The 22456-nt window shown below is 43.4% G+C and carries 22 protein-coding genes; 9 read left to right on the top strand and 13 right to left on the bottom strand.

From position 1 onward, the window contains the following. Window positions 1-48: 48 nt before the first annotated feature. Window positions 49-1209 carry an iron-containing alcohol dehydrogenase gene (locus BK820_RS03025; RefSeq protein WP_071320060.1) on the bottom strand — a complete coding sequence of 387 codons (1161 nt, stop codon included), beginning with the start codon at window positions 1207-1209 and terminating at the stop codon, window positions 49-51. A 116-nt stretch (window positions 1210-1325) separates the two neighbouring features. Between BK820_RS03025 and BK820_RS03020 the strand changes: the two genes are divergently transcribed. From BK820_RS03020 to BK820_RS03005, 4 genes are read left to right on the top strand one after another with little or no spacing between them, the layout of a single operon-like run. After that, entirely contained in the window at window positions 1326-1838 is a 513-nt protein-coding gene (locus BK820_RS03020; protein WP_071320059.1) for a low molecular weight protein-tyrosine-phosphatase, read from the top strand. A gap of 3 nt (window positions 1839-1841) precedes the next feature. Continuing rightward, the gene (gene murB, locus BK820_RS03015; protein WP_071320058.1) at window positions 1842-2876 is read left to right on the top strand and encodes a UDP-N-acetylmuramate dehydrogenase; all 1035 of its coding nucleotides are present in this window, start codon (window positions 1842-1844) and stop codon (window positions 2874-2876) included. A gap of 11 nt (window positions 2877-2887) precedes the next feature. Beyond that, window positions 2888-4021 (top strand): YdcF family protein, encoded by a 1134-nt coding sequence (locus BK820_RS03010; RefSeq protein WP_071320057.1) that lies wholly within the window; start codon window positions 2888-2890, stop codon window positions 4019-4021. Then, window positions 4021-5064 carry an alpha/beta hydrolase gene (locus tag BK820_RS03005; protein ID WP_005222451.1) on the top strand — a complete coding sequence of 348 codons (1044 nt, stop codon included), beginning with the start codon at window positions 4021-4023 and terminating at the stop codon, window positions 5062-5064. Before BK820_RS03010 ends, BK820_RS03005 begins: the two co-directional genes overlap by 1 nt. Before the next feature lie 62 nt (window positions 5065-5126). On the opposite strand, the gene BK820_RS03000 is transcribed toward BK820_RS03005, so the two are convergent. Together BK820_RS03000 and BK820_RS02995 are read right to left on the bottom strand one after the other, a co-directional pair. Beyond that, window positions 5127-6797, bottom strand: a complete 1671-nt coding sequence (locus BK820_RS03000; protein WP_071320056.1) for an FMN-binding glutamate synthase family protein — start codon at window positions 6795-6797, stop codon at window positions 5127-5129. 457 nt (window positions 6798-7254) lie between these two features. After that, window positions 7255-8256, bottom strand: a complete 1002-nt coding sequence (locus tag BK820_RS02995; RefSeq protein ID WP_071320055.1) for a helix-turn-helix transcriptional regulator — start codon at window positions 8254-8256, stop codon at window positions 7255-7257. Window positions 8257-8489: 233 nt separating this feature from the next. Here BK820_RS02995 and BK820_RS02990 point away from each other — a divergent pair, with 233 nt between their 5' ends. The 5 genes from BK820_RS02990 (at window position 8490) to BK820_RS02970 (ending at window position 12721) form a co-directional block, all read left to right on the top strand. After that, entirely contained in the window at window positions 8490-10049 is a 1560-nt protein-coding gene (locus tag BK820_RS02990) for a circularly permuted type 2 ATP-grasp protein (RefSeq protein WP_071320054.1), read from the top strand. Between the two features lie 23 nt (window positions 10050-10072). After that, window positions 10073-10675 (top strand): alpha-E domain-containing protein, encoded by a 603-nt coding sequence (locus BK820_RS02985; protein ID WP_004892897.1) that lies wholly within the window; start codon window positions 10073-10075, stop codon window positions 10673-10675. Then, entirely contained in the window at window positions 10672-11454 is a 783-nt protein-coding gene (locus tag BK820_RS02980; RefSeq protein WP_071320053.1) for a transglutaminase family protein, read from the top strand. The genes BK820_RS02985 and BK820_RS02980 overlap by 4 nt, the downstream gene beginning before the upstream one ends. Window positions 11455-11466: 12 nt before the next feature. Then, window positions 11467-12201, top strand: a complete 735-nt coding sequence (locus BK820_RS02975) for a proteasome-type protease (RefSeq protein ID WP_005222442.1) — start codon at window positions 11467-11469, stop codon at window positions 12199-12201. Between the two features lie 91 nt (window positions 12202-12292). After that, window positions 12293-12721: a BLUF domain-containing protein gene (locus BK820_RS02970; RefSeq protein WP_071320052.1), complete on the top strand. Its 429-nt coding sequence runs from the start codon at window positions 12293-12295 to the stop codon at window positions 12719-12721. A gap of 44 nt (window positions 12722-12765) precedes the next feature. Here the strand turns inward: BK820_RS02970 and alr are convergent, their stop codons facing one another. The 10 genes from alr to cyoA all read right to left on the bottom strand — a co-directional run bounded on the left by alr (window position 12766) and on the right by cyoA (window position 22186). After that, on the bottom strand, window positions 12766-13836 hold the full coding sequence (alr, locus tag BK820_RS02965) for an alanine racemase (protein WP_071320051.1): 1071 nt from the start codon (window positions 13834-13836) through the stop codon (window positions 12766-12768). Window positions 13837-14067: 231 nt separating this feature from the next. Beyond that, a complete protein-coding gene (gene dnaB, locus BK820_RS02960) occupies window positions 14068-15507 on the bottom strand; it encodes a replicative DNA helicase (RefSeq protein ID WP_004815691.1) in 1440 nt (479 codons plus the stop codon). A gap of 217 nt (window positions 15508-15724) precedes the next feature. After that, window positions 15725-16171: a 50S ribosomal protein L9 gene (gene rplI, locus BK820_RS02955; RefSeq protein WP_004815692.1), complete on the bottom strand. Its 447-nt coding sequence runs from the start codon at window positions 16169-16171 to the stop codon at window positions 15725-15727. 9 nt (window positions 16172-16180) lie between these two features. Continuing rightward, window positions 16181-16408: a 30S ribosomal protein S18 gene (gene rpsR, locus BK820_RS02950; RefSeq protein WP_004278792.1), complete on the bottom strand. Its 228-nt coding sequence runs from the start codon at window positions 16406-16408 to the stop codon at window positions 16181-16183. A gap of 12 nt (window positions 16409-16420) precedes the next feature. Next, complete coding sequence (rpsF, locus tag BK820_RS02945) at window positions 16421-16807, bottom strand: 30S ribosomal protein S6 (protein ID WP_004278789.1); 387 nt, start codon at window positions 16805-16807, stop codon at window positions 16421-16423. Window positions 16808-17265: 458 nt separating this feature from the next. Continuing rightward, on the bottom strand, window positions 17266-18144 hold the full coding sequence (cyoE, locus tag BK820_RS02940) for a heme o synthase (protein ID WP_071320050.1): 879 nt from the start codon (window positions 18142-18144) through the stop codon (window positions 17266-17268). 10 nt (window positions 18145-18154) lie between these two features. Beyond that, on the bottom strand, window positions 18155-18481 hold the full coding sequence (locus tag BK820_RS02935) for a cytochrome o ubiquinol oxidase subunit IV (RefSeq protein ID WP_004815696.1): 327 nt from the start codon (window positions 18479-18481) through the stop codon (window positions 18155-18157). Beyond that, window positions 18481-19101 (bottom strand): cytochrome o ubiquinol oxidase subunit III, encoded by a 621-nt coding sequence (cyoC, locus tag BK820_RS02930; RefSeq protein ID WP_004815698.1) that lies wholly within the window; start codon window positions 19099-19101, stop codon window positions 18481-18483. Before cyoC ends, BK820_RS02935 begins: the two co-directional genes overlap by 1 nt. Window positions 19102-19105: 4 nt before the next feature. Further along, on the bottom strand, window positions 19106-21094 hold the full coding sequence (gene cyoB / locus BK820_RS02925; RefSeq protein WP_005222430.1) for a cytochrome o ubiquinol oxidase subunit I: 1989 nt from the start codon (window positions 21092-21094) through the stop codon (window positions 19106-19108). 3 nt (window positions 21095-21097) lie between these two features. Next, window positions 21098-22186, bottom strand: a complete 1089-nt coding sequence (gene cyoA / locus BK820_RS02920) for a ubiquinol oxidase subunit II (protein ID WP_008304112.1) — start codon at window positions 22184-22186, stop codon at window positions 21098-21100. Between the last annotated feature and the right edge of the window lie 270 nt (window positions 22187-22456).

The raw sequence follows: 22456 nt of genomic DNA, 5'->3' as shown, positions 1-22456 counted from the left end.
CATTTCTTATAAAAATTGAGATTAATTTAAGCGTTTAATTGGTAAACATTAGGCATAAATCGCCTGATAGATCTGTAAAGCATCCTCTACAGTCATATCACGCGGGTTGTTTTGCAACAGTCGAGTCTGTTTCATGGCATCTTCAGCCAATATCATCAATATATGCTCAGGAATATCCAGCTGAGCAAGTTTTAAAGGTAAACCACTGCGTTGCAGATGATTATTAAAATGATCAATGAACAGATCAGTTAAGCCATCATGACAGCCTTTACTGTGGGGATCGAGCCAGGTCATTAGTTCGGCATATTTCTGTTTGGTAGCAGGGGCATTAAACTTCAGTACTTCTGTCAGCACAATCGCATTGCTATGACCATGGGATAGATGAAAATGCCCGCCAAGTGGATAAGCCAGTGCATGTACCGCACCGACAGGTGCATTGGCAAAAGCCTGACCAGCCAGCATGGAACCGACCAGCATATTCTGGCGTGCTTCCAGGTCATCTCCATCCTCCAGAACACGAGTCAGATTGTTGTTCAGGAGCTTTAATGCCTGTTTGGCCAGCATATCCGAATAGGGATTTTTCTTGATTTTCGATGTATACGCTTCTATGGCATGTACCATCGCATCAATGCCGGTCGCTGCCGTAATATGTTTAGGTAAACCACGGGTAAAGCTGGCATCCAGAATTGCAATATCAGCAAACAGCAAAGGCGAAACAATTCCGGTTTTGGTGGTTTCACCCGTAGTCACAATTGAAATGGGGGTGACTTCCGAACCGGTTCCTGCCGTAGTCGGAATCAGGATCAGCGGTAGACGTGGGCCTTCAACTTGATCAATACCATAGAGTTCATTCAGGCATTGGGTTTGCTGTGGATGACTCAAGACCGCAATAATCTTGGCCACATCCAATGAACTGCCACCACCAAAACCAATCACCACATCGATCTGTTCCTGACGGGCGAAAGAAATGGCATCCGCTATGATATGTTCTGGCGGATCTGCCTGCACATCGGCATAGATAGCATAATCCAGACCTGCTTCATTGATAATGTATAAAACTTCCTCATGCAGATTCTGCGCAATCATGCCTTGATCGGTCACCAGTAGCACGCGGACATATTTGCCTTTCTGTAGAATTTGGTGCAGCTCACGAATTGTGCCAAGTCCGGCAATGATGTTGGGAACAGTCTGAAATTGAAATCTTTGCATGGCTGCTTCCTTAATTTTTATCCAAATTCATATTATTGTGGCGTTGTGATATAGGATTCACTATACAAATAACTTAACATAAGAATCCTGAAAATAAAGTAGTGCTGAGGTTGTTTATGTCATCCAGAACGCCATTTAAGGTGTTATGTGTTTGTCTGGGAAATATTTGTCGTTCTCCCACGGCAGAGGTGGTCCTCAGACATTATTGTGATGTACATAATCTCAATATCATGATTGATTCGGCGGGAACCAGTAATTATCACCCGGGTAAAGCGCCTGATCTGCGCAGTCAGGAACATGCCCTAAAGCGTGGTTATGATCTGTCTGCATTGCGTGCCCGTCAGCTGACTCTACAGGATTTCCTTGATTTTGATCTGATGCTCGCGATGGATGAAGACAATCTCAGGGATATTCTTGCACTTCAGAAACGTGCTCAACAACAACTTGGCCATTTACGTGCTGAAGTCGCCCTGATGAGTGAATATGATTCTGACTATCCAAAACAGGCAGTACCCGATCCTTATTATGGCGGTGCTGAGGGTTTTGAACGTGTACTCAATCAGTGTGAATCCAGCAGTCTTGCGTGGATCGATGTCTTTAAAATGCAACAAAAAGAGCTTAAGGTTTAAGTCATGCAAATCCAAACACAGGTTCAACTTAAACCTTTTAATACCCTCAGTCTGGATGCAGTCGCATCACATTACTGTAAAATTCAATCAATTGATGATCTGATTCAGGCTCTGGATTTTGCCAAACATCAACAGCTGAATATTCTGATTCTGTCTGGTGGCAGCAATATGCTTTTACCGGAACAGATTCATGCACTGGTATTGCATATGGACATTCAGGGCATTGAACTGCTGGATGCGGATGATCAGGTGCAACGCCTTCGTGTTGGAGCAGGCCAGAGTTGGCATGATTTTGTATTATGGACCACACAACAAGGCTTTTATGGCCTGCAAAATCTGGCTTTAATTCCGGGTCTTGTTGGTGCTTCGCCAGTACAGAATATTGGTGCCTATGGGGTAGAGGTCGGGGAATTCATTGAAAGCGTTGAAGTCTATGATCGTGAAAATCACAGTTTTAGCTCAATCAAAGCAGCAGATTGTGACTTCGCCTACCGTCACAGTATCTTTAAAGATTATCCGAGCCGTTACATCATTACCCATGTCATCTTCCGTTTGTTGAAACAGCCTGAGCTTAAACTCAATTATGGTGACCTGAAAACAGCAGTGGGTGAGGAACAGACGCCAGAAAATCTGGAGCGCCAGGTGATCCAGATTCGTCAGAGCAAATTGCCTGATCCTAAAGAATATCCAAATGTCGGTAGTTTCTTTAAAAATCCAGTAGTTGATTTACAATTCTTTGACCAAATTGCTCAACAATTCCCGAATTTACCTCATTATCCGCAGCCAAATAATCAAGTTAAAATGGCAGCCGGCTGGTTAATCGACCAAAGCGGATGGAAAGGTAAACAGCTGGGTTCAGTCGGTATGTTCCATAAGCAGGCGCTGGTGCTGGTGAATTATGCCAATGCCTCGCTCAAAGACGTGCGTGCAACCTACCAGGCCGTACAGGCTGACGTTCAGGAAAAATTTGGGGTTCTGCTTGAACCGGAGCCAGTTTTATTTGCTGAAAATGGCATGATCCGCTCACATCAGGATTAAAGGATAAATAGATGGATAAAGCACACTGGATGGTTCGAATAGTTCAAGTAGTCTCAGTACTATTTGTGCTGTGCGCACTGTTCGTAGTCTTTCTTTATTCGCCGTTTTATTCACATCTGGTGGTCAAAGGACTGAACTATTTTGTTCCGGTCGAGGTTAATCAGATCGCGGCTGAAAGCCAGAAACAGGCCTCCTTAAGTGTCAATGAAACCCTAGAGCCAGGTTCTGAGTTATGGATTGCGCGCCAGGCCTATCTCAAGGTGATGGAAGAAGATATTTCCAAAAATCAGTCACAGAACCTGGCACTGATTCAGGCACGCTATAAAGCTTTACAGCAGTTACTTGAAGATGAACGTGAAGCTGAGGCAGAAAAATCTGAACAGCAGAAAGTTCAGGTACCATTGCTGGTGACTGAAACAGAAGCAGCTGATGTAGTAGAACCAGATGATCTGACTGAATTGTTAAGCTTGAGCAGTGATGAAAATGCTGCCCAGATGGAACAGTTTATAGAATTCCTGAAAAGCTATGATGTTGAACAGCATCAGCAAAATATTGCGCAAATGACCAATGTGGAATTTGCCGAAGACCTCGCAACTTTAAATCATGACCAAACTCAGCCAGTGCAGGATGAGATGTCCAAACCTTATGCTATTGTGGTCTTAGGTGGCGGTTTAACCCTGCATGAAAATGGCAAAGATATTATCGTCAATGACTATACTCGTCTGCGCCTGGAAAAAACCCTGGAAGTCGAAAAACAGTATGATCTGCCGATTGTTTTGAGTGGAGTAGAAGCTCCGTATATGCAACGCTGGTTACAAGCCTATGACGTAGATGCCAAACTTCTTGAAGACCGTAGTATGAATACCTGTGAGAATTCCCGTTTCAGTTCATTGCTGTTACAGAAGAAGGGTGGAGCCCCTACGGTGATCCTGATCACGGATCGCTATCATATGCCACGTACACGCCGTCTGTTCGCACTTAACGGTATTCAGACCATTCCGGTGGAAGCGCCAATACCAAATTCACTTACTACATGGCGTCCAAGTGTTAAAAACTATGATCATAGCCGACGGGCTAACTATGAACTCTTAGCAACACTTCGGGATGTGTGGTTTGGATCAAGTGACTGTCGGGAGGTACCTTAATGTCAGATATCCCATTTTTAAACCCGACAATTCTCAAACAGCTGGAATTACCAGTCCCCAACAGGGATATTACGCCACAGCTGTTGCAACCATTAAATCTGAATCGGGACATGCAGTCTACGCTGGAATTACAGGCTTACCGGAAACTGTATGGTTTTGACCTGCTCAATGCGAAACACTGGCAAGGTTATGTGCAAATGCCATTGTTTAAATTGCATGTGCAAGTCTTTGAGCCGGATCTGACCGAAAGCCGTTTTGATAAAATTCAGGGAACGGTGTTTCTATTGCATGGCTATCTGGAACATAGCGGGATCTATCAGCCAATTGTCAAAGAGCTACTGGAAGAAGGGTTTAGTGTACTCACCTTTGATTTGCCGGGGCACGGCTTGAGTAATGGTTCATCGGCCAATATTCAGAACTTTGACCATTACCAGCAAGTATTGCATGCAGTGCACCGTTATGTACGTCATGCAACGCAGTTGCCAAAACCTTGGTTAGGTATCGGACAAAGTACTGGTGGTGCAATCTGGATGCACCACTTGCTGGAGTTTGCAGAACGTCGTGAAAATCCCTTTGTAGATCGCGTGCTGCTACTTTCACCACTGATTCGTCCAGCTAAAACGGCATGGTGGCATAACTCTGTAGGTCTCGGGATTATTCGCCGGATTAAGCGTGAAGTGCCACGCCATTTCAGACGTAATAATCATAACCCGGAATTCCTGCGCTTTGTGCGTTTAAAAGATCCATTACAACCCCGTATGATGGGCATGGACTGGATTCTGGCGATGTCACGCTGGATGCAGCAGATGGAAGACCGGCCAGCTTGCCGTATTCCGGTATGGCTGGCGCAGGGTGCGCAGGATCAGACGGTGGATTGGCGTTATAACATCGAATTTATTCGGCGCAAATTCCGCCTGCAGACATTGTTGATGTTAGAGGAAGGTTCGCATCAGCTGATTAATGAGCGAGCTGATATTCGTGCGGCACTGACCGGGCTGATTCCAGCCTTTCTGCATGCGCAGGGCGGTCGAACCTATTATTAAGTTCAGATGATGAATAGTAGATAAGGCGATGCTAAAGAATTGCCTTTTTCATTTAAATATATTTAAAATTTTTCTGCAGTTGCGATATTCCACATGCGGTAATAAAAGTTTTCTTCATCACGATTTTCACAGTGAAGCAGCTCATTTTCTTTCATCCAGAAGTGTAATTGTGCATAGTTTTTAATTTCATGGCTGTTGATGCGTTGAGCCAGTTGATGAGGTTTAATATCAGATGGATGACAAACACCAGCAGAAGCAATCATTTCGGAGAGGGCTTTAAGGGTGCTTTTATGATAATTATAGACCCGTTCCGCCTTGCTTGGCACATGTAGCGCCTTTTGGCGGCTCTTATCCTGAGTAGTGACACCAACCGGACACTGGTTGGTATGACAGCTTTGTGCTTGAATACAGCCAATAGCAAACATAAAACCACGTGCTGAATTGACCCAGTCTGCACCAATGGCGATCGTACTGGCGATATCGAATGCACTAATGATCTTGCCGCTTGCACCAATTTTGATCTGTTTGCGTAATCCTGCACCCACTAATGTGTTATGAACGAATAATAAGCCTTCACGCAGGGGAACGCCAATATTATCAATCATCTCAATCGGTGCTGCACCTGTACCGCCTTCTGAACCATCGACCACAATAAAGTCCGGCAGGATTTTAGTATGCAGCATCGCTTTGACGATACTCATAAATTGCCAGGGCTGCCCCAGACATAGCTTAAAGCCAACCGGTTTGCCACCAGACAGCTCACGTAATTGCTGAATGAATTCCATCATTTCAATTGGGGTGCCAAACGCAGGATGACTGGCTGGCGAAACACAGTCATGTTCGCGGCTAACTCCGCGAATCTCGGCAATTTCCTCAGAAATCTTGGCTTTTGGAAGAATCCCACCATGTCCTGGTTTCGCACCTTGAGACAACTTGATTTCAATCATTTTCACTTGTGGAATTTGGGCTTTCTCCGCAAATTTGACCGGATCAAATTGGCCGTCCAGTGTACGACAACCAAAGTAAGCACTACCAATTTCCCAAACCAGGTCTCCGCCATTTTCCAGATGATAGGGGCTAATACTGCCTTCACCTGTATCATGGTAGAAATTGCCCATTTTGGCACCCAGATTAAGCGCGCGGATGGCATTGGCACTCATACTGCCAAAACTCATGGCGGAGATATTCATGATTGAAGCACTATAAGGCTGCTTACATTGTTCATTGCCAATCGTAATCCTGAAAGTCGCTGGATCTGCGGGTGGGCAAGGAATAATCGAATGCGTGACAAACTTATAGTCATGGTTATAGACATCGATAATCGAACCAAAAGGCTTGTCAGAATTTTCATTTTTGGCGCGTTGATAAACCAGACTGCGCTGCATACGGGAAAAAGGCAGGGCATCCTGATCGGCTTCAATAAAGTACTGGCGAATTTCAGGACGGAACTCTTCAAACAGGAAGCGGAAATGACCCATAATCGGATAGTTCCTGAGAATAGAATGCCGGTGTTGTAGTACATCATAGAGCCCCACCACACTCAGGACAGCGCTAATAATCCACAGCGTATTGACCAGCGTTTGAGGCATGAAATAGTAAATATAGCGGGGTGAATAGCCGATATGAAAGCCGGTGAATACCAACGCAATAAAAATACAAAGGAACCAGATAGAATACCGTGAAAAAAAGGTATTTAGCAGTTTATGCCGGACAAGTTGAGCTGGATTTGCCATAAAATCTTGATTCCCTGTTGTTCTTATCAAACCTTCAGATTTTCAAGGCTTGGCGATTTTATACAAGAACAAAATTGTTATTGGATTTTATAGGTTTAACTTGGAAAGATTGTTTGGATTAAAAATTAACCAAAATAATATGTTTAGCAGGAAAAATCCTATGAAAAAAATCTGCAAAAGGCATCGCTTCTTTTTATTTCACATGCAAGAAAAGCTGGTTTAAAGTAATTTTATCCAATAGCGGAGGAGATGGTATGACGAAGAAATCAATCCGGTTCAATACTGCAGAGCTTGCGTGCTCATGTATGTAATGACCTTAACTATGAAACTTCCTTACTGCATATATCTGGGGAACAAGACAGGTATATGCAGGATCAGCAGCCGATCAACCAGAACAATGACAAAAACAATATAAAAAATTATGAGTCCCGGGAATGGGGCTTTTTTTATGTCTGTTTTATGCTTCGTCTTCTTGATATACGGCTTGGGAAACGTGCTCAGGTTCAATTTTTTGAATCTTGTTACCAAAGCTGCGTAGCCACCATACCAGCTGTGAAGTAAAAGGCACTGTTGCACTAATGAGAGCCATACCATGATCAAGCTTTTCAATCTGTTGATCGCGGCTGAGCTGGCTTTCTTCAAAATAGTGTGCATCTGCTTCAGGCATGTGCAGCTTCAGCATAACATTTTCAGTAGGCTGGTCAAAGTTTACCCGGAAGCCCAAAGCACCGGATTCAATATATTCATCAATATCAAAGTTCACTGGATGCAGGGCACGCGTATTTAAAACATTCGCAGACTTAAAGCGGTGCAGGGCAAAGGTCTGAATATCGGATTTGTCATGACGGGTACATACCAGATAAATGATCGAACCTTTCTGTACCAATGCCAGCGGGTTGAGAATATAGGTTTTTTTTTCACTGTTTTGTCCGCGACCCTGATAGATACATTCCAGCTGCTTGTCCTGTAACAGACCTTCATAAACCGCCTGTTGTGCCTGACGGTCGACAACAGGTGGAATCAGCGGCTGAGTCGCAGGAACGATACGGACCCGGTTAATCCATTGTCGCACATTGTTCTGGGTTGACAGGCTGCGACGTGCCAGATCAAACCAGGGATTCATTTCCTCAATCAGACTGGGTGGTAACAGATGTTTGAGATGTTCCTCAACCATCATAAACGTCACTGCTTGTGAACTGGTCATGTGCGGCAGACTTTGAATCGGTGCATCGGAACGCCAACGCCAGCCCTGTGGAATAGTCTTGCTGCTTTCAATGGGAAAACGCTGCGCAATCTGATTCAGGTCACGCTGAATAGTGCGCAAACTGATTTCCACACCTTCTCGTTCCAGGATTTCCTGCAATTCGCGAGTGCCCATCCATTTCCCGGTCGTCAGGCGCGATAAAATCTGCCATTGGCGATAAAGGCTATTCGAAGTTTCTTTTTCTTGTGCGGTCATAAGCTGAAATCAGGATCTGCAAATTGAGAAAAAATCATTAACACAATAAAAAATCTCTATTTTTTTCGCAAGTATTTTAAGTAATCGAGGATAGCAGAATAGATACACATTGGTGCAAAAATGCCATTGAGTCCCTCGGAAATAAAGGGATTAATGGTAAGTACAAAAATACCGCATGGCATGGATATTGCTTTGTTAAATATACAATTTGATTACAATACGACGAGGTTTGTATGCTAAAAGAAACCCAGGATACAAATATCACAACGACTATAGAAAATTTTACAACAACGGCGATTAACACTAATTTTACAGAAGCGAAGGACACGGTAGCAACTCACACAGGCAAACCTCTACAAGTGCTGCAGCAAATGGCATCTAAATTCTTTAATGAAATGCGTGATGACCAGAATATGAATGGTCTGGCTGGGCAAAAAATCGAAGAGTGGCTGTCAAAGCATACTTTAGATGAGCTTAACACCCTGAATAAATTGGCAAAAGAACATTTTCTTTATGAAGGAATTACCTTCACGGTTTATGGAGATGAAGAAGGCACCGAACGTACCATCCCTTTTGACATTATTCCACGCGTGATTGCACGCAAGCAATGGAATATGGTAGCACTCGGTTGTGAACAGCGTGTTAAAGCCCTGAACCTGTTTTTGCATGATATCTATCATCAGCAGGATATCCTGAAAGCAGGGATTGTGCCTGAACTGCAAGTACTGACCCATGAGGCTTATCAGCCACACATGTATCAGCATAGTCTGAAAGGCAGCATTTATAGTCAGATCAGTGGCATTGATATTATCCGTGACTCAAAGGGTGAATTCTATGTGCTTGAAGATAACCTTAGGACCCCTTCAGGTGTGTCTTATATGCTGGAAAGCCGCAAGATCAGTGAAAAGCTGATGCCGGGCCTGTTTGAACAGACACCTATTGCTGGTATAGAGCAATACCCACATTTACTCAAAGAAATTCTGGCAGAAAACTCAGCTGTCGATAATCCGTTTATCGTGGTCCTGACTCCGGGCCGTTTCAATAGTGCTTACTATGAACATGCTTTCCTGGCAAGGGAAATGGATGTGCCACTGGTGACATCACGTGACCTTTATGTAGAGAACGCGAAAGTTTATGTAAAAACTATACGTGGTCGTCAGCAGGTAGATGTTATTTATAGACGTGTCGATGATGCCTATATCGATCCGCTTTGTTTTAAACCTGATAGTACCCTTGGCGTACCAGGCCTGATGTCTGCCTATTTGCAGCACAATGTTGTTATTGCGAATGCACCGGGAACCGGTGTAGCAGATGACAAGTCGATCTATCCTTATGTGGATAAGATGATCAATTTCTACCTTGGCGAACAACCCATTCTGAAGAATGTTCCCACTTATCAATGCCGTGAAGCTGAAGATCTCAGTTATGTATTGGCACATCTTGATAAGCTGGTTGTGAAAGAAGCCCAAGGTTCAGGTGGCTATGGCATGCTGATCGGTCCACAGGCGTCTAGACAGCAGATTGAAACCTTTAGAGAGAAAATCATGGCTGCGCCACATTTATATATTGCCCAACCAACGCTGGATCTGTCTGTCAGCCCAACTTTAACCAATTATGGCATTGCAGAACGTCATATTGATTTGCGTCCATTTGTACTTAGCTCACCCTATCGTACTGAAATCGTACCGGGTGGACTGACACGTGTAGCAATGCAAGCAGGTTCGCTGGTCGTGAATTCCTCCCAAGGCGGTGGCATTAAGGACACTTGGATTGTCGATAATCTCCATTCATAAAAATAGCAAAGAAGGAATTTGTCATGCTTTTACTTAATTCCAATGCGCAACATATTTTTTGGTTGGGTCGCTACTTATCAAGAACACAGTTTTTATGTGCCCATTTTCCATTTTTAGAAGATGATGCGGCAGTTGCGTATGCGCATGCATTCTGCCTCCCAGCCTTTGATGCCAGTTCGCTAAATGAACTGGTGCTGGATCCGGCTCAACCTTATTCATTCCATCAACAGTTTAAAGTGGCGCGTGACAATATTCAGGAACTACGTGGTGTACTGTCTGCCAAAGCTTATGCAGAACTGAACCGCCTGATTCGTACTGCTGATCAGAATGCCGGTTATATCTGTGATGTCGTTACAGATTGTCAGGATATTCTGGAAGGTGAAGCTCCGGATGTGTTTCTGTTTTTTAGTCTGGGCCAATGTCTGGAAAAGCTTGATCAGGAGCTACGTCTAGGTGAAGACACCACCACTACAATTGCAAAAATTGATTATGTGATTGAATCCTTGGTTGAGATGGGCTGGTCAGATCTGAATGAATACTGGAACCAGCTACGTGACCATACTGACCTGATCAATTTTTACCAATTCAGTGATTATATTCATCATATGTTTGAGATTAATGTATGAAGTTGATGGTGAATCACCAAACACATTATAGCTATACCGAGACTGTCACCAGTAGTATTCAGTATATTAAGATGATGCCTTCCAGTAATGTACATCAGCAGGTGCATTCCTGGGATGTCAGCGTGCCGGGCAGTCGGGAGCTGAGCCGGGATGCCTTTCATAATTTGTGGATTACCAGTACTCAGCGCACACCTTATCAGTACTTAACCATTATGGCGCAAGGTATAGTCGATTTAAATCCCTTGAATAATGATCAGGGAATGAATGATCAGATCAATCCAAACCTGTTCTTGCAGCCGACTTCAACTACTCAGTGCAATGAGGAGATGAAGGACTTTGTAAAACAGTATGTGCCAGTTTCAACACGTCTAAATCTGATCGCCTTGGCTCAGGCGGTATTGGAGCATGTACCGTATATAACAAATAGTAGCTCGGTACATGGATCCGCCATTGATGCTTTTGAGGCGAAACAGGGTGTCTGTCAGGATCATGCTCATATTTTCATTGCCATGTGCAAATATCTGGGCTTACCGGCACGTTATGTTTCGGGTTATTTGTATGCTCAAAATACTTCTCATCTGGCCAGTCATGCCTGGGCAGAGGTATTTATTGACCAGGCTTGGTATTGCTTTGATGTAAGTAATCAGTTATTTGTACCTAGTGCACATATTTATGTTGCCATTGGGCGCGACTATTGGGACGTCGCGCCGGTACGTGGGATAAGAGAAAAGGGCGGAGTGGAATCCATGCATTCCATCGTCCAGGTTCTAAGTTGTTAGTAAGGACAAAAAATGACTTATTGTTGTGCGCTTCGTTTGGAGCAGGGGATGGTATTCATTAGTGACACTCGGACAAATGCGGGTGTGGATCATATATCGGTGTTTCGCAAATTATATACCTTTGGTATTCCGGGTGAGCGCGTCATTGTTATTCAGGCATCAGGAAATCTGGCTACGACACAAGCGGTGATCGGGCATATTAAAAATCAGCTGGAACTGAATCAGGAACCTAATATTCTCAGTTTGCATACCATGTTTGAGGTTGCGGAACTGGTCGGCCGTACCTTGAAGCATGTGATTGAAAGTGTAACTACAGATACCATGGAGCAAAGCAACTATTATTGCAGCTTGTTGGTGGGTGGTCAGATTGCCGGACAAGATATGCAGCTCTATCATATTTATCCGCAAGGCAACTTTATCTGTGCAACCAGTGATACGCCGTATTTTCAGATCGGGGAAAGTAAATATGGCAAGCCGATTCTGGATCGGGCTCTCAGCTATGATATGCCGCTAGATGAAGCACTGCGATGTTCACTGATTTCCTTCGCTTCGACTTTACGTTCCAATGTTTCCGTAGGTATGCCGTTGGATGTGCTGGTTTATCATAAGGACACATTTGAAATTCCGGCAGGTAAACGCATTCAGGAAGATGATGAATATTTCACCAAAATCAGTAAGCAGTGGTCGGATACTTTGAAGAAAGGTTTGCAGGAGTTACCTAAGCCAACTTTAGATTATTTTCAATAAAACTATCTATCTGTTTGATATCACGTTACAGTTTGATATCACGTTACAGTGGCATGCTAAATTTAAGAAAATTTAAATTACAGAGGTTAGTATGCATCATTTTTGTTATGCCAGTCAGAGTACCTCTGATAAGTCGAATTTGCTCGATGACTTAACGAATATTCTGGCCGAGGCACGAGATTTTAATTATCGTCACGATATTACTGGGGCGTTATATTTTGCAGATGGCTATTTTTTTCAATGTCTTGAAGGTAAATTGGAACATCTGAATTTATTATTTGAAAAGCTGAGCAAAGATCCACGGCATGAGAATATCAAACGTTTTGAAATGCGTCCGCTTGAGCAGATTAATTTTGCCGGCTGGTCGATGAAGTATATCTCACGACGCGATGAAATCCGGGATTTTTGTAAGAATATGGGTTTTAATGACTTTACACCACATAGTTTTGAACAAGTGCATGTAGATGCGCTATTAACTCAGCTACAAACTCAAGACCAAGAAGAACCTACAGAAAATTAAATTAAAAAGCCCAATTACTATTGGGCTTTTTAATGCACGGTATTTTAAACCAGTCTTCGAACTGGACGTGCAGACATACGACACAGCAATTCATAGCCGATAGTGCCATTTGCTTCAGCGACATCATCGACCAGGCGGGTTTTACCCCACAGTTCTACTTCAGTGCCAAGCTGCAGATTGAGATCAGTTGCATCTATTGCGATCATATCCATTGCGACACGACCAATCACGCGAGTCTGTTGTCCATTAATTGCGACATAATTCTGTTTCGGGAAGGCGCGTGGATAACCATCACCATAGCCAATTGAAACAATGGCCAATGTCATGTCCTGATCTGCGGTGAAAGTCGAACCATAACCGACGTGTTCACCCGCTTTAATATGATTCAGCGCAATGACTTCAGCTGTGAAAGTCATCACTGGTTTTAAATCCAGATCATGAATCGTTTTATCTGCAAATGGGGTCGCGCCGTAGAGCATGATACCTGGACGGACAAAGTCAAAATGCAGTTCAGGATATTTATAAATCGCAGCCGAGTTGCAGCATGAACCCATGAGTGGGGCACAGTCATTTTTCACTTCAAGGAACTGCTGGATTTGCTCTTCATTCAATGGGTGATCAGCGTCTGCATTGGCAAAATGCATCGCAAGTACACAAGTAAAACCTTCGGCTTTGAGTTGATTGATCACCTGTTTAATCACATCAATTTTAAAGCCCAGACGGTTCATACCGCTGTTCAGTTTCACCCAGACTTTAAGGCCTTTAGTGATATAAGCATTTTTATGGGCCAGTAGCCAGTCAAGCTGCGCCTGATGATGCACCACAACTTCAATATTCTGATTGATCACGATCTGCATTTCATCAGCAGAGAAAATACCTTCAATCAGCGTAATCGGTTGCTGATAGCCGAGTGCACGAATTTCCAGTGCTTCCTGAAGGCAGGCGACACCGAAGGCATCGCTATCTTTTAAGGCTGCTAAGCAGTCTTTAACTCCATGTCCGTAAGCATTGGCTTTAACCATGCTGACGATTTTAGCGGTTGGGGCAAGTTGTTTGACACGGTTTAAATTATATTGCAGTGCTGTACTGTCAATATAAACTGTTGCTTGGCGCACCCTAGATACTCCTTCGGGATGACAAAATGATGTTGTGTGAAATACACAAAAGAGGGAGAGAAATAACTGTATTGATAAAACAAAATCAGTCATTTCAAAATTGTAAATATTGTAGTCCTATCTGCCACAAATGGACATGCTCATTTATATAATTTCCTCCAAGGTATGCTTAAGCAATAAAAAAAGAGACCATTTGAGTCTCTTTTTTTTAATCAGGTTTAAGCAGAATATTTATTCTTCATCATCATACTGCGCATAGAACTCAGGAGAGAGGTTACTAAAGCGCGTGTATTGACCTTCAAAAGCCAGACGCACAGTACCAATTGGACCATTACGCTGTTTACCGATAATAATTTCGGCAGTCCCAGCTTCTTTAGATTCCTTGTTATAGACTTCATCACGGTAAATAAACATGATCAAATCGGCATCCTGCTCGATCGCACCAGATTCACGTAAGTCAGACATAACTGGACGTTTGTTTGGACGGTTTTCCAGAGAACGGTTCAACTGCGATAAGGCAATAACAGGGCACTGCATTTCTTTAGCGAGCGCTTTTAAGCTACGGGAAATTTCCGAAATCTCGCCGACACGGTTATCCCCCATGCCAGGCACTTTCATGAGCTGCAAGTAATCGACCATGATACAGCCGAGCTTACCGCCATGCATTTTGGCAATGCGACGCGCACGTGCACGAACTTCCGTTGGTGGCAGAGCAGAGGAGTCATCGATATACAGGTTCTTTTCCTGCAAATGCACAATGGTGCTGGTGACTTTAGACCATTCATCACTGTCCATTTTACCAGCACGTAAATGACCCTGATGCACACGACCAAAGGAAGAAATCAAACGCATCGCGATCGAGTCGGCTGGCATCTCCATCGAGTAAACCAGGGCAGGCAGATTGTTGTTAAACAGCACACTTTCTACCAAATTCATGGCAAAGGTGGTTTTACCCATCGATGGACGGGCTGCAACAATAATCAGGTCACCGGATTGCATGCCGGAGGTTTTATTGTCGAGTTCGACGAAGCCGGTGGTGAGACCAGTAATCGAACCTTCCATTTGTGAAAGTTCATTCAATTTATCAAAGACATCTGCAACGACGGTATTGATTGCCTTCGGCCCTTGTGCCTTGGCATTATTATTATGTTGCTCGGCAATCGAAAAAATATTGGTTTCTGCCAGATCCAGAATTTCACTGACGCTACGACCTTTGGTGTCATAGGCATTTTGCAGGATTTCAGAACTGACTTTAATCATGCTACGTAAGGTCGAGAATTCCTTGATCTTGTTAGCGTAGGTTTCCAGGTTGTAGAAACTTGATGGCGAGTCAGCCATGAGCTGCATCAGATATTCTTCACCACCAATGGCATCCAGCAGATTCTGTTTAATTAGCCAGTCATGCACCAATACGGCATCGTAAGGAGAGTTGTCCTTGGACAGCTGATCAATCGCACGGAAGATATATTTATGACGGGTTGCATAAAAATCGTTCTCAGTAAGCACGTCACCGACTTGTTCAAAAGATTCGGCAACCGTCATTAAGGCAGCAAGTACAGCTTGTTCAATCGCTAAATTGTGTGGAGGCGTGCGAAACTCCTTGAGCTGAGTATCAGCAACAATTTCTGGTTTAGCGCTGTTGTGCTTAGTGCTGGCATTCGCCTGTGACATATAAAGCCCTGAATTTTAATACAATGGTTTAAATATTCTCGGAGATGGATAGCAACTATCAACTACGAAGTGAAATAATACGCGTTCCGTTAAAAAATGCGAAGTGTATTTTTAAAATTACGCGAATAATAAAATGAAAGTGAGATATGCCATATCTTCGAATTATTTTAGATAAAAAAAGAGCATGCCAAAGCATGCTCTTTTTCTTGGTGAGAAATTACTCAGCTACGATAGTAACTAGAACTTCTGCAACAACATCATGGTGCAATTGGATTGCGATGTTGAATTCACCAGTGTTACGAAGTGCGCCATTTGGAAGACGTACTTCTGCACGGTCAACTGTAAGACCAGCATTTGTCAACGCGTCAGCGATGTCACGAGTACCGATAGAACCGAACAGTTTACCTTCATCACCAGCTTTCGCAGTGATTACGATATTTACTTCGTTCAATTGGTCAGCACGTGCTTGAGCAGCAGCTAAAATATCAGCTTCAGCTTTCTCAAGTTCAGCACGACGAGCTTCAAAAGCTGCAGTGTTTGACTCAGTAGCAGCAACTGCCATACCTTGTGGGATCAAGAAGTTACGGCCGTAACCAGCTTTAACTGAAACTTTATCACCAAGTTTACCAAGGTTTTTAATGCGTTGTAATAAGATAATATCCACAGCTCAACCTCACTTATGATTGTCAGTGTAAGGGATCAAAGACAAGTAGCGAGCTTGTTTGATAGCAAGCGCTAATTGACGTTGGTAACGAGCTTTAGTACCTGTAATACGGCTAGGAACAATCTTGCCGTTTTCAGTGATGTACTGTTTTAAAGTGTCGATATCTTTGTAGTCGATGTACGTAACGTTCTCAGCTGTAAAGCGGCAGAACTTGCGACGACGGTAAAAACGTGCCATGTTAGGTTCTCCTTATGCTTCAGCAGAGTCTTGAGCGTGTTGTGCTTCTTCACGTTGAGCTTTACGCGCACGTTTTTCTTCAGCACTCTTAGCCAATAGTGACTCTTCAGTGATAGCGTTTTCACGACGGATGATAAGGCTACGAATGATTGCGTCGTTATAACGGAATAATTCTTCAAGCTCATCAAGAGTAGTTTGACCACACTCAACATTCATAAGAATGTAGTGAGCTTTGTGGATCTTGTTGATTGGGTAAGCCAATTGACGACGGCCCCAGTCTTCAAGACGGTGGATTTGACCTTCAGCTTCTTTGATGTGAGTTAGGTAACGTTCTACCATACCCACAACTTGATCGCTTTGGTCTGGATGTACCAATAGTACGATTTCGTAGTGACGCATTGTCAGCTCCTTACGGTTTAAACAGCCCCAATTTTTAAGTCAATTGAAGCAAGGAGTCACAACCAAGGTTGTGTCGCAATATTTGCGAAGCGTGAAGTTTAGTGGGTTTTGGGGAGAAATACAACCAGATTGGCAAGAATTGCATAATTAAACAGCAGTTTTGTACGGGCTGGAATGAGTAGCACAGAAAAGAGAAGAGAAAATTGACTGAGATTAATTAATTGGTGATTCAATGATGGTTGGTAATGAGATAATTCTAATCTCGCCATAATAAGTATCTTTTTATTCAAGTAGAATTCTTATTTTATGCGTTAAATGCACTTTAGAAAGATTGAAGTGTATTTTTGCAGTTGGTTTCAGAAAGACAGGGTTTATAAAGATAAGAGCAGAAGTATTTAAAAAAGAGTCGGGGAAATAACAGGCTCAAATAAAAAAAGATAGAGTAAAACTCTATCTTTTTAAAAAATGATATAAGGCATCTTTGGAGCAGTCGATGTAAAGCAGAACAGAATACTGATCACAGTAATCAGCTTCACAGAATACATAAAATACTGCTTGGCCCACGCCTCATCATCTTTAGCCTTAAAGCCCTGAATACTTAAATAAATCCAGTACAGGGTTAAGATGTTCAACACCGCCATATAGAGCCAGTTGGCATAGCCAAAGAAAAACAGGCCATTCATGACAACCCCAAACAGAACCACATAGATCAGCGATTCAATCTTGGTGCGGTGAATTGAACGTGCTACAGGTAGAATAGGAATACCTGCATTTTTGTAATCTTGAAAACGGTAAATTGCAATTCCCCACGAGTGAGGCATTTGCCAGAAGGCATACCCAACGAAGATCAGCAGGGCACCTAAGTCAAACTGATTTGCAACAGCGGTATAACCAATGACAGGCGGAGCTGCGCCAGAAATACTACCTACCAGTGTCTGGTGAATAGTTGTTCGTTTTGTCCATAAGCTGTAAAAACCAACGTATACGACAAAACCAATAACTGCGAATAAGAAAGCGTATGCATTTACCCAAAACCAGAGAACACTAAAACCGACCAGGCCTAATACAAAAGCAAAGGCAAGTGCGACAGGTTCAGAAATGGTTTTTTTAACAAGAGCACGATTTTGTGTGCGCTGCATTTTCTGGTCGATGTCCTGGTCAATTACATTATTGACCACACATCCTGATGCTACAACAAATGTAGTACCAAAAAGGGTAAGGAGCAGGAGAAGGAAATCTACAGAACCTTGAGCGGCTACAAAGTAGCCGCCCAAAGTGGTAACAAAGTTACCAAAGAGAATTCCTGGCTTAGTCAGGAATAAATACTTTTTCAGCATGACAACCAGTTTAGATCATCATGTTGTAGTGAAGGTAGTTCATGATCCATACAGAACCTACTAAAAGAATAGCAATGGTTAAGATGGTATACACAAATGCAATTACGTTCCAGCGTTGCTCTGAAGAAGAGTTCATGTGCAGGAAGTAAATCAGCTGTACAAGAATCTGAGCAACCGCAGTGATCGCGATGACAGTAATCAAGATACCACGGCCAAAACCGCCCGCCATAACCATACCGAATGGAATTACAGTAAGGATAACAGACAGGATGAAGCCGATAGTGTATTGCTTCACGTTACCGTGTGATTCGCCAGCAGCGTTATGATCATGACTCATTACAGAACTCCCATCAAGTAAACTACGCTGAATACACAGATCCATACGATGTCAAGGAAGTGCCAGAACAAGCTTAGGCAAGCTAGACGACGCGTGTTTGCAAGAGTCAAACCATATTTCTTGATTTGAATCATAAGCACGATCATCCAGACCAGACCAGAAGTTACGTGAATACCGTGCGTACCTACCAAAGTAAAGAACGCAGATAAGAACGCACTTGTGCTTGGACCGTGACCCGCATGAACTAAGTGATTGAACTCATATAGTTCCATGCCGATGAAGATAGCACCGAATACCCAAGTAATCGCTAACCAGGTTAGTACTTTTGCAACGTCTTTTTTGTATGCAGCAAGAACTGCAAAACCAAAGGTTACAGAAGAGATCAGAAGGGCGAAGGTTTCAGTAAGAACGAAGCCTAAAGAATCGCCAAACAGATCTTTCGCACTTGGAGTGCCCACAGGAATGTGGCTACTCAAAACAGCGAATGCAATGAAGAGTGTACCGAAAAGGACAAGGTCACTCATCAAGTAAGTCCAGAAACCAAAGACAGTGATGTCAGTATCATCGTGATGATGATGCTCATCGTGTCCGTGGTTGTCGTGATGAAGTACTTCAGCCATGGTCTTAGTCCTTCTTCAAGTGTTTTTCAAGGATCGCATAGCGTTCACTTTCGATACGCTCAACTTCAGCAGCTGGGACATAGTAATCCACTTTCTTGGTGAAAGAAGAAACGATGAAGCTGATGATAGATGCAACGAAAGTAACAACTACTAACCACCAGATGTGCCAGATTAACGCGAAGCCCATAACAGTGATGAACATGGCGATAACGAAACCAGCAGCACGGTTAGTCGGCATATGGATGTCTTCGTACTTGGTTGGTTTTGCGTATGCAACGCCATTCTCTTTGTCAGTCCAGAAAGTATCAATACCATTGATCTTTGGAAGGTAAGCAAAGTTATAGAATGGAGATGGAGACGAAGTAGCCCACTCAAGTGTACGACCATCCCAGATATCGCCTGTATAGTCCATATTTTGTTCGCGTTGCAAGAAACCAACAACGATCTGCATAACGAAGCAGGCAATACCTAGTGCAATAAGAATCGCACCGAACATCGCGATATTTACATATGGGTCCCATTCTGGGTTGTCAAATGTATTCAGACGACGAGTCATACCCATGAAACCAAGGATATAAAGTGGCATGAATGCAAAGTAGAAACCGAAGAACCAGAACCAGAACGCTGCTTTACCCCAAGTTTCATTTAGCTTCCAACCAAACATTTTTGGCCAGTAGTAAATGATACCTGCGAACATTGCGAATACTACACCGCCAATAATTACGTTATGGAAGTGAGCGATCAGGAATAAAGAGTTATGTACCAGGAAGTCCGCTGGTGGAACTGCCATCAATACACCTGTTAAACCACCGATACCGAAAGTCACAAGGAAGCCAAGTGTCCATAGCATTGGAGTAGTGTAAGTGATGCGGCCCTTGTACATGGTGAACAACCAAGAGAAGATTTTTACACCAGTCGGGATCGCAATAATCATGGTCATGATACCGAAGAACGCGTTAACGTTGGCACCAGCACCCATGGTAAAGAAGTGGTGAACCCAAACAACCAGTGAAAGAACACCAATTGCTACAGTTGCGTACACCATAGATTTGTAGCCGAACAATGCTTTGCGTGAGAACACTGAAGTTACTTCTGAGTAAATACCAAATGCTGGTAATACCAAGATATAAACTTCTGGGTGACCCCAAGTCCAAATCAAGTTCACGTACAACATTGGGCTACCACCCATGTCATTTGTGAAGAAGTGGAAACCGAAGTAACGGTCAAGAGACAGCATTGCAAGTGTTGCAGTTAACACAGGGAAGGTTGCAACGATTAACACAACTGTTACAAGCGAAGTCCAAGTGAAAATCGGCATATCCATCATCTTCATGCCAGGCGCACGCATTTTGATGATAGTAACAAAGAAGTTAACACCAGTAAGAAGCGTACCTAGACCTGAAACCTGAAGTGCCCAGATATAGTAGTCAACACCAACACCTGGAGAATATTCAATGCCTGATAGTGGAGGGTATGCCATCCAACCAGTTGCAGCGAACTCACCAAGAGCCAGAGACACCATCATCAGACCCGCAGCACCAGCAAACAGCCAGAAGCTTAGAGAGTTTAATAATGGGAAGGCAACGTCACGTGCACCGATTTGAAGCGGTACAGCTACGTTCATTAAGCCAACTACAAGACCCATTGCTACGAAGAAGATCATGATCACGCCGTGCGCGGTAAAGATCTGGTCATAGTGTTCTGGGTGCAAGTAACCTTCACCACCACCTTTTGCAAGGAACTGCTGAAGACGCATCATGATCGCATCGGCGAAACCACGCACAAGCATGATAATCGACACGAAGATATACATGATACCGATTTTTTTATGGTCTACAGATGTGAACCATTCGTTCCACAGGTAGCCCCATTTTTTGAAGTAGGTGATACCAGCAACAACTGCGATACCGCCTAAGATCATCATTGCAACAGTAACCAATACGATTGGATCGTAAGGAATTGCATCTGGACCTAACTTACCTAATAAGTTCATGTCTTATTCCCCTTGAGAAGCAGTCGCATGTGCATCAGCTACATGTGCTTCAGAAGCAGCAGCTTCTTCGTGCGCAACACCGTGCTCTGCAGCAGGAGCTGAGTGGTCAGCACCATGGTAGTTGCTCATGTAGTGATTAATCACAGATTCAAACAAACCTTGCTCTACAGAAGAGTAATAAGTCACTGGATGTGGCTTAGTTGGGTAAGGCTTCATAGCTTCAGCAGCAGCCTTCTCTTCAGGAGTATTTGCTTTTGCGATCAGCGCTTCAATCTGGTGTTTACCACGGTTGCCGTCACGCAGAGATGCGAATTCAGCCTGGTCTAATACAGATTTCTGAACAGCTTCTGGATTTACTGAAGTACCGTTACCTGCTTGAACAGCAGAAACCCATTCAGCAAACTGAGCATCAGTCACAGAGTGAGCGCGAAAGCGCATTTGTGAGAAGCCATAACCAGAATAGTTAGAAGAGAAACCGCGGTAGCCTTCAGCTGGGCTAGTTTCATCTGCCAACAGGTTCAGGTGAGTTTGCATACCCGCCATTGCATAGATCTGACCACCTAACGCAGGGATGAAGAATGAGTTCATCGTGAAGTTAGAAGTGATACGAAGGCTAACCGGAGTTTTCTCAGGGAAGCGGATTTCGTTAACAGTCGCAATGCCTTGCTCTGGGTAGATGAAGACCCATTTGAACTGTTCAGCAATAACTTGAACGGTCAATGGTGCCTTGTCAGCCTCAAGCGGACGGTACGGGTCGTACTTGTGGGAACCCCACCAAGTTAACCAGGCAAGAATAGCAATAATAATAACTGGGATACCCCAAACTACAATTTCAATTGCAGTAGAGTGTGCCCAAGTAGGTTTATAGTCTGCGTCTTTATTCGATGCGCGATATTTCCAACCGAACCATAATGCCATGATTGCTGATGGAATAACCACCAGAAGCATTAAGTAAATCGCAGTCATCATCAGGCTACTTTGGCCTGCTGCAACTGGACCTTTAGAGTTCAGAAGTACTAAATCACCACCACACCCTGTTAAAAGTGCGGACATCGCAGATAAAGACAATACAGCTAAAATCGTTTGTCTCATTTTACAACCTCGGTGAAGAGTCCCATTCCCTAAATTAATATGGGATAGCGATTAAAGTGTCGCATGATTAAAAAGATTCATTTGTTAACAAAAAATCTTCCTAATCATGAGACACCGCTACGTTGTAGGGCATTATGCCTGATTACAACAAACTAAGCTATATATAAAGAGGCTTTAAATGACTGTAATAAAAACCGATTTTACTGCTCGGGATTGTCGAATATTTATAGTAATTTTATTTTAATTTCAAAGTTATGAGCGAAAAAAGGG

It is taken from the genome of Acinetobacter sp. LCT-H3, assembly GCF_001866125.1.
Classification (GTDB): domain Bacteria; phylum Pseudomonadota; class Gammaproteobacteria; order Pseudomonadales; family Moraxellaceae; genus Acinetobacter; species Acinetobacter schindleri.
Note: the sequence above shows the minus strand (reverse complement) of the source record. Positions and strands in the feature narration are given on the sequence as shown.